The organism is Paenibacillus sp. FJAT-27812 (assembly GCF_001273905.1).
Classification (GTDB): Bacteria; Bacillota; Bacilli; order Paenibacillales; family Paenibacillaceae; genus Pristimantibacillus.
In genome coordinates this window covers 5155813-5171001 of record NZ_LIGH01000001.1, presented here as the reverse complement: position 1 = coordinate 5171001, position 15189 = coordinate 5155813, and the positions used below count along the sequence as shown (strand labels likewise).

13 protein-coding genes are annotated in these 15189 nt (G+C 51.2%); all 13 read right to left on the bottom strand.

Annotated elements, in window-relative coordinates; translation table 11 throughout:
- Positions 1 to 11 precede the first annotated feature (11 nt).
- Entirely contained in the window at positions 12 to 2504 is a 2493-nt protein-coding gene (gene priA, locus ADU23_RS21635; RefSeq protein WP_053375632.1) for a primosomal protein N', read from the bottom strand.
- Positions 2501 to 3715, bottom strand: coding sequence for a bifunctional phosphopantothenoylcysteine decarboxylase/phosphopantothenate--cysteine ligase CoaBC (gene coaBC / locus ADU23_RS21630; RefSeq protein WP_053375631.1), 1215 nt, complete (start codon positions 3713 to 3715; stop codon positions 2501 to 2503). Before coaBC ends, priA begins: the two co-directional genes overlap by 4 nt.
- Positions 3716 to 3774: 59 nt before the next feature.
- Complete coding sequence (locus tag ADU23_RS21625) at positions 3775 to 4299, bottom strand: YfiT family bacillithiol transferase (RefSeq protein WP_053375630.1); 525 nt, start codon at positions 4297 to 4299, stop codon at positions 3775 to 3777.
- Between the two features lie 120 nt (positions 4300 to 4419).
- Entirely contained in the window at positions 4420 to 4953 is a 534-nt protein-coding gene (locus ADU23_RS21620) for an NUDIX hydrolase (protein ID WP_053375629.1), read from the bottom strand.
- A gap of 21 nt (positions 4954 to 4974) precedes the next feature.
- Positions 4975 to 5166 carry a hypothetical protein gene (locus tag ADU23_RS21615; RefSeq protein ID WP_053375628.1) on the bottom strand — a complete coding sequence of 64 codons (192 nt, stop codon included), beginning with the start codon at positions 5164 to 5166 and terminating at the stop codon, positions 4975 to 4977.
- Positions 5167 to 5328: 162 nt separating this feature from the next.
- Complete coding sequence (locus ADU23_RS21610; protein ID WP_053375627.1) at positions 5329 to 6318, bottom strand: iron-hydroxamate ABC transporter substrate-binding protein; 990 nt, start codon at positions 6316 to 6318, stop codon at positions 5329 to 5331.
- A gap of 115 nt (positions 6319 to 6433) precedes the next feature.
- Positions 6434 to 7876 carry an AraC family transcriptional regulator gene (locus ADU23_RS21605; protein WP_053375626.1) on the bottom strand — a complete coding sequence of 481 codons (1443 nt, stop codon included), beginning with the start codon at positions 7874 to 7876 and terminating at the stop codon, positions 6434 to 6436.
- Between the two features lie 130 nt (positions 7877 to 8006).
- Positions 8007 to 8216 (bottom strand): DNA-directed RNA polymerase subunit omega, encoded by a 210-nt coding sequence (rpoZ, locus tag ADU23_RS21600; protein WP_053375625.1) that lies wholly within the window; start codon positions 8214 to 8216, stop codon positions 8007 to 8009.
- Between the two features lie 16 nt (positions 8217 to 8232).
- On the bottom strand, positions 8233 to 8850 hold the full coding sequence (gmk, locus tag ADU23_RS21595) for a guanylate kinase (protein ID WP_053375624.1): 618 nt from the start codon (positions 8848 to 8850) through the stop codon (positions 8233 to 8235).
- 13 nt (positions 8851 to 8863) lie between these two features.
- A complete protein-coding gene (gene remA / locus ADU23_RS21590; RefSeq protein ID WP_005548256.1) occupies positions 8864 to 9124 on the bottom strand; it encodes an extracellular matrix/biofilm regulator RemA in 261 nt (86 codons plus the stop codon).
- A 342-nt stretch (positions 9125 to 9466) separates the two neighbouring features.
- Positions 9467 to 11341 (bottom strand): bifunctional homocysteine S-methyltransferase/methylenetetrahydrofolate reductase, encoded by a 1875-nt coding sequence (locus ADU23_RS21585; RefSeq protein WP_053377765.1) that lies wholly within the window; start codon positions 11339 to 11341, stop codon positions 9467 to 9469.
- A gap of 30 nt (positions 11342 to 11371) precedes the next feature.
- Positions 11372 to 12202 carry a diaminopimelate epimerase gene (dapF, locus tag ADU23_RS21580; protein ID WP_053375623.1) on the bottom strand — a complete coding sequence of 277 codons (831 nt, stop codon included), beginning with the start codon at positions 12200 to 12202 and terminating at the stop codon, positions 11372 to 11374.
- Between the two features lie 121 nt (positions 12203 to 12323).
- A complete protein-coding gene (locus ADU23_RS21575; RefSeq protein WP_053375622.1) occupies positions 12324 to 15107 on the bottom strand; it encodes a calcium-translocating P-type ATPase, SERCA-type in 2784 nt (927 codons plus the stop codon).
- Positions 15108 to 15189: the final 82 nt, after the last annotated feature.

The window sequence follows — 15189 nt, the reverse complement described above, 5'->3', positions numbered from 1 at the left end:
GTAATAGCTATTTATAATATAACTTGCGGATCTACGTCAATACTGAACTGCACCTGGCGCTGCGGCGGCCCGTCTGTAAACGACGTGAGCGCCTTGCGAACGAGAGCCGAAGCATCGATGTTCCCCCGATATTTTATCACACATTGAAAACGGTAGCGATCCTTCATTCTCGAAATCGGCGATGCAACAGGCCCGAGTACCTCAAGCGCTCTACTAAATCCGCTGCTTAGCGGCAGCAGTACGCCCTCATTCTCGGCTAACTCGCGCAGGTCCGCCGCAAATCGTTCGCTGATGGACGATAGCAGCGGCAGCTGCTCATGGGACATCGTGACGAGGATCAGCCTGCAATAAGGCGGATAGCCCATTGCGCTGCGATGCCGCAGCTCCTCGCTTACAAACGCCGAGTAATCATGCTGCTGCGCCGTTACGACCGCATAATGCTCCGGCGCATAGGTTTGAATAACGACTTCACCCGGCAAATGATGCCTGCCAGCTCGCCCCGCAACCTGCGTAAGCAATTGAAACGTTCGTTCGGCTGCGCGAAAATCAGGCAAATTAAGCGACGTATCCGCCGCGATGACCCCGACTAATGTGACGTAAGGAAAATCGAGCCCCTTCGCTACCATTTGCGTGCCTAGCAGCACATCTGCTTTTCGCTCTCCGAACTGCTTCAGCAGCTTCTCATGCGAGTTTTTCTCCGTCGTTGTGTCCACATCCATCCGGATTACCCGAATGCCTGGGAACAGCTTCGAGAGCTCCTCTTCAACCCGCTGCGTCCCGGTGCCAAAATAACGAATATGCTCGCTTTGGCAGGAAGGACAGGTCGTGGGCGCCTGCTCGGCATGCCCGCAATAGTGGCAGCGCAGCGCGCGCGATTTCTGATGATACGTTAGGGAAATGTCGCAGTGCGGGCAAGCCGCGGTATAACCGCAGGAGCGGCACATTACGAATGTTGAGTAGCCGCGCCTGTTCAGAAGCAGCACCGACTGCTCACCTCGCTCAAGCCGCTCGGCAAGCGAGCTGTGCAGCAGGCGGCTGAACATCGAGCGGTTGCCCTCCTTCAGCTCCTCGCGCATATCGATAACCGCAACCGGCGGCAGCGGCCTGCCGCCTACGCGTATGGGCATCGGCAGCAGCGCCGGCTCGCGGCCCTCGTCCTTTGCCGTTAACGTCCGGCTTGCCGCAGCAAACGACTCCAAAGAAGGCGTTGCCGATCCAAGCACGACCGCGGCACCATGCTGCCTCGCTCTTCGCACCGCCACATCGCGCGCATGGTATTTCGGGCTCTCTTCCTGCTTGTAGGAAGATTCATGCTCTTCATCAATTATAATAAGCCCAAGTCGTTCAAACGGTGCAAAAATAGCCGAACGCGCGCCAATCGCCACCTGTACCTGGCGGCTGCGAATTTTGCGCCACTCGTCATAGCGCTCGCCGTTCGAGAGCCTGCTGTGCAGCACTGCCACCGCATCTCCGAACCGTCCTTTGAAGCGCTCCACCATTTGGGGGGTGAGCGAAATTTCGGGAACGAGCACGATCGCTTGCTTTTCCTGCTCCAGGCAGAACTGAATCGATTGCAAGTAAACCTCCGTTTTGCCGCTCCCCGTTACGCCATGCAGCAGCATCGTCTGAGGCTCGCCTGCGTGAACGGCTCTAGCGATACGTTCAAATACGCCTTGCTGGCCTTCGGTCAGCGCAAGCGGTGTCGTTCGCTCGAAGGAACGCCCCGCATAGGGATCACGCTGCTGCTCGATCTCTTCTATAACGAGCAGCCCTTTCTCCGCTAAAGAGCGCACGCTTGCCGCAGAACCTCCCGCCTCGGCGAGCAGCTGCTGCATAGGCAAGGGTCCGCCGTGATCGAGCATATAAGCCAGCAATTCGCGCTGCTTTGCTACTCGCGCTGGCAAAGCTTCCATTTGACTGCGGATTTCGTCAGTATCATCAGGAACGAATACAGTTAAAACCTTGCGGATGGCAAGGCGGTCTTTAATAGAGGTTTGTTCGACCAGCACTCCCTCGCGCAGCGCAGCCTTAATTGCTTTCGCATGCTCCGGGAAACGTTCCAGCAGCCCCTCCAGCTTTACGAGCTGTCCGCTTGATCCGATCCATTCCGTCATGGCAGCGGGAAGATCCTCCCTTGCCGCTTCTTCGTCCTGTATGCCGACAAGGCGTTCAGCCTTTCCCTTCAAAGCAGCCGGAATCATCGCTTGCAGCGCCGTCGTCCATGAGCAGCAATATTTCTCGCTCATCCACTTCGCAAGCTCGATAAGATCGGGCAGCAGCGGCGGAACGTGATCGAGCAGCTCCGAAACGGGCTTTAGCCGCTTCATGTCTACATCCGATGTCTCTGCCAGCTGCGTGACGAAACCTTGTAGTACACGCGGTCCAAACGGTACGCCGACGCGGCTGCCTACCTCGATCCAGTCCGCTAACGCCGCGGGTACCTCATAATCAAACGGCCGATCCGTCTGGCGGCTCGGCACGTCTACAATGACTTTAGCAATCATTCGCCTCTCCCTCCGGAAGAAGGAAGACGCTCTGCAATCAACGTAAGCAATCGGGTAGCGACCTCGCGTTTAGACAAAAGCGGCATGGCATCAACAAGCCCCTCCGAACCAAAAACCTGAACGATATTCGTATCCCCGTTAAAGCCTGCCCCATCCTTGCTCACATCGTTAGCTACAATGAGGTCGCAATGCTTTCTGCGCAGCTTGTCCATCGCATAATGCTCAACCTGCTCCGTTTCTGCCGCGAAGCCAACAAGAAACTGATGCTGCTTTCGCTGTCCAAGCGTCTCCAAAATATCGGTAGTCCGCTCAAGCTCCAGCACCAGCTTCTCGCCGCTCTTTTTCATTTTCTGATCACTGATGTTTACCGCCCTGTAGTCGGCCACTGCTGCCGATTTTACGACGATGTCCATCTCGTCATAAACGCTCGTTACCGCCTCCAGCATCTGCTGCGCGGATTCCACCCGAATGACCTTCATGCCGGCAGGCGGCGCTTCCGTGGTGCGTCCTGCAACCAGCGTCACGTCAGCGCCCATAAGGAGCGCGGCTTCTGCAATCGCAAAGCCCATTTTGCCGGATGAATCATTCGTCAAATATCGTACCGGATCAAGCCGCTCCATCGTGCCGCCTGCGGTGACAAGCACCCGTTTCCCTTTCAGCTTGCCGCCTTGGCTGAACCAAGAGTCAATCGCCATAACGATGTCCTCCGGCTCTGCAAGGCGCCCTTTTGCAACATAACCGCATGCCAGCTGGCCGGTGCCAGGCTCAACAAACATGACGCCGCGGGAAGCAAGCAGCTCGAGATTGTTCACAACGGCAGGATGCTCATACATGTGCACGTTCATTGCCGGAGCGATTAATATCGGACATGTCGCTGCGAGCAGCGTCGTGCTCAGCATGTCATCGGCATGGCCTCCGGCCAGCTTCGCAATCGCATTGGCGGTAGCCGGAGCAATAACGATTAAATCCGCATGGTCAGCCAAATGGATATGCGATACGACCGCTGGATCCCTCTCATCAAACGTATCGATATAAACCGGATTCCGAGACAACGTTTGCAAAGCTAGCGGCGTTATAAATTTTGTAGCCGATTCCGTCATAATAACGTGTACGGTCGCGCCCGCCTGCACCAGCTTGCTGCATAGCGCCGCGCCTTTATAGGCTGCTATGCCGCCTGTAATGCCGAGTATAATTGATTTCCCTTTTAGCATGGTGTATCTCCCTATCAAGCTTATCATTGCTTATATTTTTACATTGGCGCTACGACCAACTACCAATCCTTGCGGTCTCTTAAGCTTGTTATTTGAGCAACATGATGCTTGCCATGCCACGCAACGAATCCTAGAAAATTAGCCAGCCCAATTTGGCTGCCCTTCTCCGGATGGTAGAACATTTTATCAAAATCAGATGCCTGCATCGAACGAAGCAGCAATACCAAGCGAGCATAAATGCCCTCTACGATCGCTAAGCTGATGTCCGGTGACGCTTGAAGGCTGTCTGCCGTCTCCGCCCATCGTTCTTCGTTAAACGGCTTTATGGTCGGATTGGACTCAGTCAGCGCTAGCTTGAAGCGCGAGAAACAATTCATTGAAGCATCCGCAAGATGATGGACCACTTGGCGCAGTGTCCAGCCACCGCTCCGATAAGAGGTGTCTAACTGCTCATCATTCAAGTCCGCTAGCGCCGCCCTAAGCTGCCCAGGCAGCTTTTCTATGTCTGAAATCCATTGCTCGCGATGCTTAACCGTCATTCCCTCGAACGAGTACCTGCCAATTGGATAACGTAATTTGTCCATTCCGTTCCCTCCTGTTCATTCGTCCCTGAAACATAAGTCCCACCATCTATCATAACATATGCAGCTTCAAAATCTAACCTGAACGATTACATTTTATCCGATAAAATCTGTTCTCTGCGCCTATGATTGACCGTTTTTATGTCGATGCGCCATCAGGTAAAGCTCGGCAATATCGCTGCGCCCAATTTCCTCGAACAATCTAACAGCCTCATCGATGCCAACTACCTCTACTGCAATGACCTGCTCGCCATCGGGCGGGTTTAGAGGCTCACCGACAATATTTACTTCGCCATACCCGACAAGTCTCACGAAATGAGGATGAGGAATATGAGGGCGGTAAGGCTCGCTCGCGGACGAATGGCATTTAAAGCAGCCAAAGAGCGTGTAGTCTATCAGCTCCGCGCCAATTTCCTCCTTCACTTCCCGCTCCAGCGCGTCCATATGATGCTCGTTAGGCTCAAGCGTACCGCCGATTAGCTCCCATTTTCCGTTATCTATCTTCATTACAACATACTTATCGCCTACTGTCGGTATGATGCTTATATTGCTCACAGAAGCTGTATCCACCTCATAATCAAGCGAAAAGCAATTTTCAACAAAGCCCCATACAATCCCCTTTGAGAGAGCGGGATATTGATTCAATGTAATCGTCATGCCTTCAATCTTCCTCTACATTTATTTATTATGGCTTATAAATTGGATAACGCCACTCGCAATGATGATTGCAAAGAATACGATAAAAAAACCAATGAAAAATCGGGCAAAACCAGATCTTTGACGTTTCGAATCCGCCCTAATTTGAGCGACCTGACCTTCAAGCTTCTGAAGCGTTTCCTTTATTTCTTTCAGCTCTTGATCATTAGCCATAGCCATCAACCTCTCCATCAGCCGTTTATCGATCATCCCTTTGGCTTGAGCCATTCATTACTTGTAAGCTTAGTTTATCAAATTATAGGCATTCATACTTAAAAAAGCTGCCCAATACCGTAAAACGGCTTTTGGACAGCTCTCTTTCGCCTTGCATCATCCTTATTTTTGATTCCGCTCAAGCAGCATGGCTGTTATTTCCTCGGATTGCGCCAGCACCGAAACCGGGTCAAAATACCAATAACGATCCGCCGCAAGCTCGTACACGTGATTGTTTTTTACCGCGGGGATCGCCTTCCAGATTGCGCTGTCCTTGAATTGATCCGTGCCATCCTCCGAGAACAAGAGAACATGATCGGCAGCATAATCCGGCAGCACTTCTAGAGTAAGCTCTCTCCACTGCTCCTTCATTAACTCATTCTTTATAATATCGGACGGAGTCAGCTTCAAAGCGCCGTAAATGGCTTGACCTCCTCTTCCGAAATTGTCTCCAAACGTATAAAACACTTTAGATGCCGCCTCGATAATCGAGAACGTTTCCGTCGGAGCAATAACCCCGTCTAACTGACTGCGCAGCTCAGCGATTCGCTTATCATAATTGCCAATCCATTGCTCGGCCGCTTCCTGCTTATTAAGCAGCTCTCCGATTCCTCTTACTTCCGCATGCACGCCTTTAAAGGTTGCATTCGTTCCAAAGGGAATGTTGACCGTCGGCGCAATTTTCGAAAGCTGCTCATATGTATTCGAATCCTCGGTCGCCGTAATAATAAGATCAGGCTCAAGCGCCGTAATTTTTTCCAAATTAACTGCGCTTCTCTCCCCGATGCTTTCGATTCCCTGAACGAGATCCTTCGTATAAGGATTATCGATATAATATTGATCGGCGCCTACCGGCTTAACGCCTAAAGCAAGCATCGTTTGCAAATACTGGTCAGCTACAATTCTTTTTGGATTAGCCGGAATTTCGATATCGCCATGAATCGTATTGTAAAGACGAGTTTCCTTCTCATCTGCAGTCGGCGCCTCGCTTGCTTGATCCGCTTCGTTAACAGCTTTGTTTTTCTGGGCGCCTGCACCGCCGCAAGCCGTTATCAGCATAATAAATACGAGCAAAATAGATCCTAACCACATACCTTTGTTTAATCGCAACATTCATTAACTCCTCTTTCCCTCTGTTATTTAATACGAATGATAATCATTCTCAAAAATAACTTTACCAACTGAGCGCGTCATTCGTCCATGCCTTAATGTGATGCTGCGCACAAAATTACTTTTCATGTTTGGTAAGCAAGGAAACGATATCGAGCAGCTGCCTTTTGGTAGAGGCTGGATCAAAGCCGTAAAAGCATCCCCCGTCAATCGAGTAGATCTGTTTATTTTTGGCGGCATCGAGTTGGTTCCAGCTTTCTGTATTCATAAAAGTGAGCACATTCGCTCGTTCAACAGCGCAGGTCGGCAGCGCAAAAAATAGATGATCGGCCGCGTATGCATGAATATTCTCTATCGAAGTTTGTACATAACCAATTTTGCAGCTTCCATCCTGCAATAGGCTTTGGGGCGGCGCAAACTGAAGCTGATCATACAGAACATGGGTACCTCGCCCCCACTTTTCGCCAAAAACATAACACTTGTCCATGCCAAGCTCCACAACAACCGCCGTTCCGCGGGTACCTAGCTTCTGGTCCAACCTTCGATTTGCTTTCACCATCAAACTCTCGAGCCTGTTCAAATAATCGTTTGCTTCGCCGCTCTTGCCTACGACCTCTGCGATAAACCGAAACTGCTCATCCCAATCCATCTGCTCGAACGGCAAGCTTATTAACGGCGCAATAGCGCGCAGCTCCAAGGCAAGCTCCTCGCTTATTTGATAATCAAAAATCAGATCAGGCTTAAACGGACCTATCGCATCGCTTATGCGGATTGGCACATTCCCATACCACTGCCGGGGTTGCTCTTTGACCACATCTCGAAAATAGCCAGATACCCAGCCTGAGACAACCGCAACGCTTGGCGTCACGCCAAGAGCCAGCAAGCTTGCTGAATAATTATAGGTCAATGATGCTATTTTCTTCGGACGTTTAATATAGAACAGAGGTGCCGTACCGACTACTTGCTTGAATTTCCTGCTCAGATAAAATCCGTCCTTGTATCCGACATTCAGCGCGACATCTACTAATCCGGACCTCGAGCTTAGCAGCTGTTCCTGGGCAGCTCGAATGCGCAGCTCCGTCAGATAAGCCTTGAAGGTTTTGCCCGTATGCCGCCGGAACTCCCTTGAAAAATGCTCGAGGCTAACGCCAGAGGATTGTGCCAGCTGCTTTCTCGTTATCGGATTTCGATAGTTTTCTCTTATATATTCAAGCGCGCTAACTAGCCATGGCTGTGCAACTGCTTGCTTTTCCTGGCCATGAAGCTTATTTTGCTCAATCTTTGTTTCAGCTTTGTTGGACAGTCTCCTTGGTCTATTCCGCTTTGGTTCAGGGTCTGATACAGCAGCCTCTCTAGCTTCAGTCCTTCGCAAAGCAGCACCCGCATCCTTGCCCAATTGCAGCTTCCGCTTCATTTCAGCCGCCTCTGCCTCTGTCAGAATGCCAAGATTCGAAACTAATCGATGCTTTGGCTTGCCATGCTCATCCCGGTAAGATTCAACTATTTTATAGTAAAAGCAGCTTACGCCTTTACGTTTAACTGGTACTCGCTTTAAAAACAACGCAAACCACACCCTTTTTTTATAGGACTACAAAAAACGATTATTCAAGTGATAACCATTCTCATTATAACACAAAAAAAGAGCACCTACTATAAAGTAGGCACTCCGTTCCTAGTTAACGAATATTGGATTAATCCTCTTTGGTAGCGAGGTTTTCTACTTGGAGAATGTCGCCGTAAATTTCTTCTAGCGCAACACCTACATACTTGCGGGAGCGCGGATTTTTGAGCTCCGACTTGTCTCCGTTGCGGAGCATGCGAGCGCGTCTCGAAGCCGCTACAACAAGCGTGTATTTACTGTCAACTTTTTTCACCATTTCGTCAATGGACGGATATAACATCGTTCATTCTCCTCACTCATGCTTTCTCAATTGCGGCAACCATTCCGGAAACGTAAGGTAAATATCTTTCTCTGCGGCAGTGCTCTGCAATCATGATGCTGCGAATACGATCGCAAGCAGCATCTATCTCATCATTCAATACCGCATAGTCGTAGTGGCCGAGCAAATTCATTTCCTCTACCGCTACAGACATGCGATTATTGATCGTATCCAAAGTCTCGGTACCACGGCCGGTAATTCGCTGCTTCAGCTCATCCAAGGATGGAGGCAATAAAAATACGAAGATGCCGCTCGGGAACTTTTGTTTTACCTTAAGCGCTCCCTGCACTTCAATCTCCAAAATAACATCCTTGCCGCTCGCTAAGGTGCGTTCCACGAAATCGCGCGGAGTTCCGTAGTAGTTACCAACATATTCAGCATGCTCCAAAAGTGCGTCTCGTGCAATCATCTCTTGGAACTGCTCTCTCGTTTTGAAAAAATAATTAACGCCGTCTACTTCACCCTGACGCGGCATTCTAGTCGTTGCCGACACGGAATACACCAGCTCAGGAACCTTATTACGAAGAACGGAGCAAACCGTTCCTTTGCCAACCCCTGAAGGGCCGGACAACACAATTAGCAATCCCTTATCCATATTACTCCCCGTACTATTCGTCGTTATCGTCGTCCTTGGTAGACAACCGGTGTGCAACCGTCTCTGGCTGTACTGCTGATAATATCACATGATCGCTATCCGTGATAATAACAGCGCGTGTGCGGCGTCCATATGTGGCATCAATAAGCATATGCCTATCGCGTGCTTCTTGAATGATTCTCTTAATCGGAGCCGATTCCGGGCTTACGATTGAAATAATGCGGTTAGCTGATACAATATTACCGAATCCGATATTAATAAGTTTAATAGCCAAGCCTGGTTCCTCCTCCGCCTACGATCTTCCCTGTGCATCTGCCTGCAAATGTTCAAACACTCTTTTTTATATTTTATAAATGTGAATACGACAAGTTTGCGTTCTTGCCAAAAACCGACAGAACTACTGCACTATTGTTGACGAAAAAAGTGCCGGACATACGTCCCGAAGCACGCTAAAGCTTATGCCGAAGCTGCTGATCGGCAGCCTGTCCTTGCCATCCTGTGTAAGTGTGGCAACAGTATCCATGCTTTATTTTAATTGATTTTTTACAAACGAACAAGCGAAAATGCGAAAACAAGCAAAAAAGCCTGTTTTTCGCATTCATTCTAAGCTATTTGGCTACATACGCTCTGTCTTCTGCCATACATATTCTGTAAGCTGAACGCCCATATCGTAGAACATAAACGGAGTAATTAAATAAATTCCTTTAAAATGCGGCAAAGCCGCATCGAGCAGCTCCTTCGCAATCTGCACGCCTTCCGCACGGCCCGCTTCGCCTTCGAGACCCGACATCCGCTGACGAACCTCGTCAGACAGCTGGATTCCCGGCACCTCGTTATGCAAATATTCAGCATTGCGCCCGCTAGCTAGCGGCATAATGCCGATAAATACAGGCACGGTCAAATGTTTCGTCGCCTCGGCGATCCGTTCAATCAATCCTGGATCGTATACAGGCTGAGTCATAATATAGTCCGCGCCTGAAGCGATTTTGCGCTCGAGACGCTGGACAGCCTTATCCAAATGTTTGACGTTCGGATTAAATGCCGCGCCTACGACGAACTTCGCCTTTTGCTTAAGAGGCTTGCCGGAGAAGGCCGTTCCGTCATTGAGCTGCTTAATCATCCGAATCATCTCGAATGAGGTAAGGTCATACACCGAGCTTGAGTCAGGCAGATCGCCGAATCGTGCCGGATCTCCCGTTACAGCCAGCACATGATCGATATCAAGCGCATCCAGTCCCATCATATGGGATTGTGTTCCGATCAGATTGCGGTCGCGGCATGCGATATGAACGAGCGGACGAATACCTACCTTCTCTTGTACGAGCGCTGCAAGCGCGATATTGCTCATGCGCGTAACGGCAAGCGAATTGTCAGCCATCGTAACGGCATCCGCCTTCGCTTCTTTAAGGGCGGCTGCGCCGTCCATAAACTTGCGAATATCCAGATCACGCGGCGGATCAAGCTCTACGATTACCGTATGACGCTTCAGCACTAGATCAACGATAGTTGGCTCCTGCACCTCAACCTTTTGGGGAGCCGTATCAGATGCAGCCGGCTTCTCCGCTGGTTTTACGACAATCGTCTCTACCGCGGCATGAGAAGCAACCGCTTGTCCAAGCTGAGGAACATAACCGTCAAGCGCAGCAGCTATGGCTTTGATATGCTCAGGTGTCGTTCCGCAGCAGCCGCCGATGAGGCGCGCACCGCGATCGGCAAAGCGCATCGCTGACTCAGCAAAATACTCAGGACCAGCGCTGTACGCATATTTGCCGTCAATATAGTCGGGAATACCTGCGTTCGGATATACCGACAGCGGCAAACCGACAGGACCTGTTATCGAATCAATCGCTCTCATAATACCGTTAGGACCGCTGCGGCAGTTAAAGCCTACAACGTCTGCCCCGGCCTCTTGAAGCTGATCGAATGCACTCTTCATTCCATTTCCATCCTGCGTGCGTCCAACATCCTCGACTGCAAACTGGCAAATGACAGGCACGTTGGAAGCCGATCTCGCAATACGCAGCGCAAGCAGCATTTCATCAAGATCATAAAACGTTTCAAGCAGAAGCCCGTCCACGCCTTCGTCAAGCAAAGCATGCATTTGGCGCTGGTAAGCTTCGATTACTTTAGCTGTGCGCAAGTTTTTCAGCTTGCCGTCACGTACCGAGCCCACCGCGCCAACAACATATGCGTCATCGCCGATTGCGGCGCGCGCAACGCGCACGCCGGCACGGTTAATGGCGTCCATCTCATCCTCTAAGCCATATTTGGAGAGCTTCTCCAAATTGGCAGAAAACGTATTCGTCTCGATGACGCGTGCGCCAGCCTCGTAATAGCGGCGGTGAATGTTCTCGATGACATCGGGACGAATCGTATTAAATTCCTCGTAAGAAACGCCGACAGGGAACCCCATCTGATACAGATAGGTTCCCATCGCGCCGTCCCCGGTCAAGATACGCTGCTGGAGCGCTTCCCGCAAATCCGGTTTCATTATTTTCATTCCACCCATCTAACTTTGCTCTTACAGTGTGCCGCGGAACGATACCGCAGCCGGTCCAGTCATATATACGTGATTATCGGACTCATTCCATTCAATGAGAAGGTCGCCGCCTTTAAGCGATACGGTAGCCGTCCGATCCGTTGCGCCGGTCAATACCGAAGCGACAACCGTTGCGCATGCACCTGTGCCGCAAGCAAGCGTAGGTCCCGCGCCGCGCTCCCATACGCGCATGTCGGTATGCGTACGGGAATTAACCGTTACGAACTCAACATTGATTTTGCGAGGAAAGAGCGGATGTGTCTCAAGCTTCGGACCCCAAGTATTCAGATCAAAATGAACAGCGTCCTCTACATAAATAACGCAGTGAGGGTTGCCCATCGATACGGCGGTGAAGCGGAATTCACGTCCGTCCACCTCAATCGGATGCTCAATGACGCGTTCGGCATCAATGGTTGTCGGCACTTGCAGGCCGCCAAGAATCGGCTCTCCCATATCGACGCGGACCGATGACACCTCGCCGCCTTGAACGGTAAGCTGCACCTTTTGAGCGCCGGCGCCAAGCGTTTCGATCGTAATCTCTTCTTTATCGGTTAAACCATTATCGTATACATATTTAGCTACGCAGCGTATAGCGTTGCCGCATTGCTCTGCTTCCGAGCCATCGGAATTAATAATGCGCATGCGGAAATCAGCGACTTCCGAAGGCAAAATATAAACAAGTCCGTCTGCCCCGATTCCAAAAAACCGGTTGCAAAGCCGGATGGCCAAATCCGCTGCATCATCCGGGAGCTGCTGCTCGCCAGCTATGACGACAAAATCATTTCCTAAACCGTTCATCTTTGTAAAATTCATCTGTTTGCCCTCTCCTTGCCGCATCTCTAGGTATGATAAAACTATAATTAATTGCTAATAGCATACCGCAAAGCAAGGAGAAAGGCTATTCATAATTTGTATCATGATTTGTATTTTTGTGTTATCTCGCCGCGGTTTGCGGTCCGATCGGCCATTTTGATTTGGTCTTATTTTTATTCTTAGTGCCGAGCACGCTGCCAATTCCCATTAAGAAAGTAGGAATTCCTGCCGCTACAAAGACCAGACACCATTCGCGGAAGTTAAGCGGAACGGTTTTGAAAATAGGCTGCAGGGCTTCAATATAAAGCACGCCGATCATCAGAAGGAGCGACGAGAGTACAGCGAGCACCAAATATTTATTTTGAAACGGATTGCGGTGAAAGATAGAGCGCGAGCTTCTGCAGTCGAATACGTGAATGAGCTGTGCCATGACTAAGGTTGCGAAAGCGACCGTCTGTGCCTTCATAAGCTGCGCAGCGCTGCCCGGCGCATCATGCAGCGTAATCCAGAACGCTCCAAGCGTGCAAACCCCGATCAATATGCCGCGGCTAATGATTTTCCAGCCGAGCCTGCGCGAGAAAATGCTTTCTTTGGCCGAACGCGGCTTCTGCTGCATCAAATCCTTCTCTGCCTGATCCACGCCAAGCGCCATCGCCGGCAGGCCGTCTGTGACCAGGTTGACCCACAGAATTTGAATCGGTACGAGCGGAAGCGGAAGCCCCGCCATCATCGCTAAAAACATAACGAGAATTTCGCCGACATTTGATGCAAGCAAGTACCGGATGAATTTGCGAATATTTTCATAAATGCCGCGGCCTTCTTCAATGGCAGCTACGATCGTCGAGAAATTGTCATCGCTTAGAACGAGCGCCGAAGCTTCCTTCGATACATCCGTCCCGGTAATGCCCATCGCGATGCCGATGTCAGACGCTTTTATCGCAGGAGCATCGTTAACGCCGTCGCCTGTCATGGCAACTACATGCCCTTGGCGCTGAAGCGCCTTGACGATCCGCAATTTATGCTCTGGCGAAACGCGCGCGTATACATAAATGTTGTCCACGAGGCGGTCAAGCTGCTCGTCGTCCATCGCTTCCAGCTGTCTGCCGCTCATCGCGATGCCGCCGCGCGGCATGATGCCGAGCTGTCCGGCAATCGCTTCCGCCGTCAGCTGATGATCCCCGGTAATCATTACTGTCTTGATTCCCGCACGTCTGCAGGTCGCTATCGCTTCCTTCACCTCGCGGCGCGGCGGATCGATCATGCCGGTTAAGCCAACGAATACAAGCTGGCATTCCGCATCGCTCTCTGTCTCGCACACATCGCCGGCGCGCAGATCGCGATAAGCAAGTCCAAGCACGCGAAGCGCGGATTGCGCCATAAGCTCGCCTGCCTCTGCGCATTTGCGTTTTAAAGTAGCCGTAAAAGGCACAACCTTGCCTTCCCATAGCACATAGGAGCAATGATCCATCAGCAAATCAGGAGCACCCTTCGTGCAGATGAGACGACCGCCCTGATGCGCAACGACGACCGACATCCGCTTTCGCTCCGAATCGAATGGAAACTCCTTCTCCCGCTTGTAAAGCTGCTCAAGCGCCTTCGCGGATGAACCGAGCTTAGCCGAGAGCACGGCTAAAGCTCCCTCGGTAGGATCGCCTTTAAGCACCCACTCTTCTTGGATTTCCTTGCTCTTGCGTTTACCCGTCTCCGCCGATTCTACCTTCACGATCTGAGCGTTATTGCAGAGCGCGCTTATTTGAAGCAGACGTTTGACGGATTGATCATGCTTAATGTCAAGGGCGTTGCCCGCTTCATAAATGGCACCTGTCGGATCATAACCTTCACCGCTTACCTCAAGCTGCCTTCCGCCAATCCACACATGAGTAACCGTCATTTTGTTTTGCGTAAGCGTTCCGGTTTTGTCTGAGCAAATGACAGAAGCGCAGCCCAGCGTCTCTACGGATGGCAGCTTGCGAACGATTGCCTTCCGTTTGATCATCCGCTGAACGCCGAGCGCAAGCGCAATTGTTACGATAGCCGGCAAGCCCTCCGGAATCGCCGCAACCGCCAAGCTTACGCCGGCAAGGAACATGCCGTACGCTGGCTGACCGTGCATAATGCCTGCTGCGACTACCATAATCGTTAAACCTACCGCAACGACGATTAGTATTTTGCCAAGCTGCTCTAGCCGGTGCTGCAGCGGCGTCTCCATCGACTCCGTCTGCTCGATGAGTCCTGCGATTTTGCCCATTTCGGTATCCATGCCTGTACGAATAACGACGGCCCTTGCTGTTCCGCGAGTAAGCATCGTCCCCATAAACCCCATGTTGCGCTGGTCGCCTAGCGGCAGATCATCCTCGCCGATTGCTGCTGCATGCTTCCCGACCGGTACCGATTCCCCCGTCAAAGCCGATTCCTCAACATAGCAGCTATTCGCCTCCAGCAGGCGCACGTCAGCCGGGATCCGGTCTCCGCTTTCCAAATAAATCAGATCTCCGGCAACCAGCTCCTTGGCTGGAATAGTCTGCAATTCTCCGCCGCGTATAACTTTGGCCGTTGGGGCAGACAATTCCTTGAGCGCCCGCAAGGAGCGTTCCGCGCGAAACTCCTGCACGAAACCAAGCACTGCGTTCAGGGCGATGATCGCGACAATCGTAATCGCGTCCAAATATTCGCCCAGCAAGCCAGAAATCAATGTCGCTCCCATCAAGACGAGCACCATAAAATCTTTAAATTGGTTGAGGAACAGCAAGATCGGCGATACGCGCTTCCCCTCTGTCAATTCATTCCGTCCATGCTTCTCCAGCCGCTGCGCCGCTTCCGACGTCGTCAGCCCTTGATCTGGGGAGCTGACTAACGCGTCAACCAACTCAATTGTCCCCATTTGATGCCATTTCATTTGTTCCATGGTATAACTCCCTCCCGTAATATGCCGAGCCAAGCAGCAACGACGCCGGCCCTTCGGACAGCCTTTATAGGGTAAATGTATT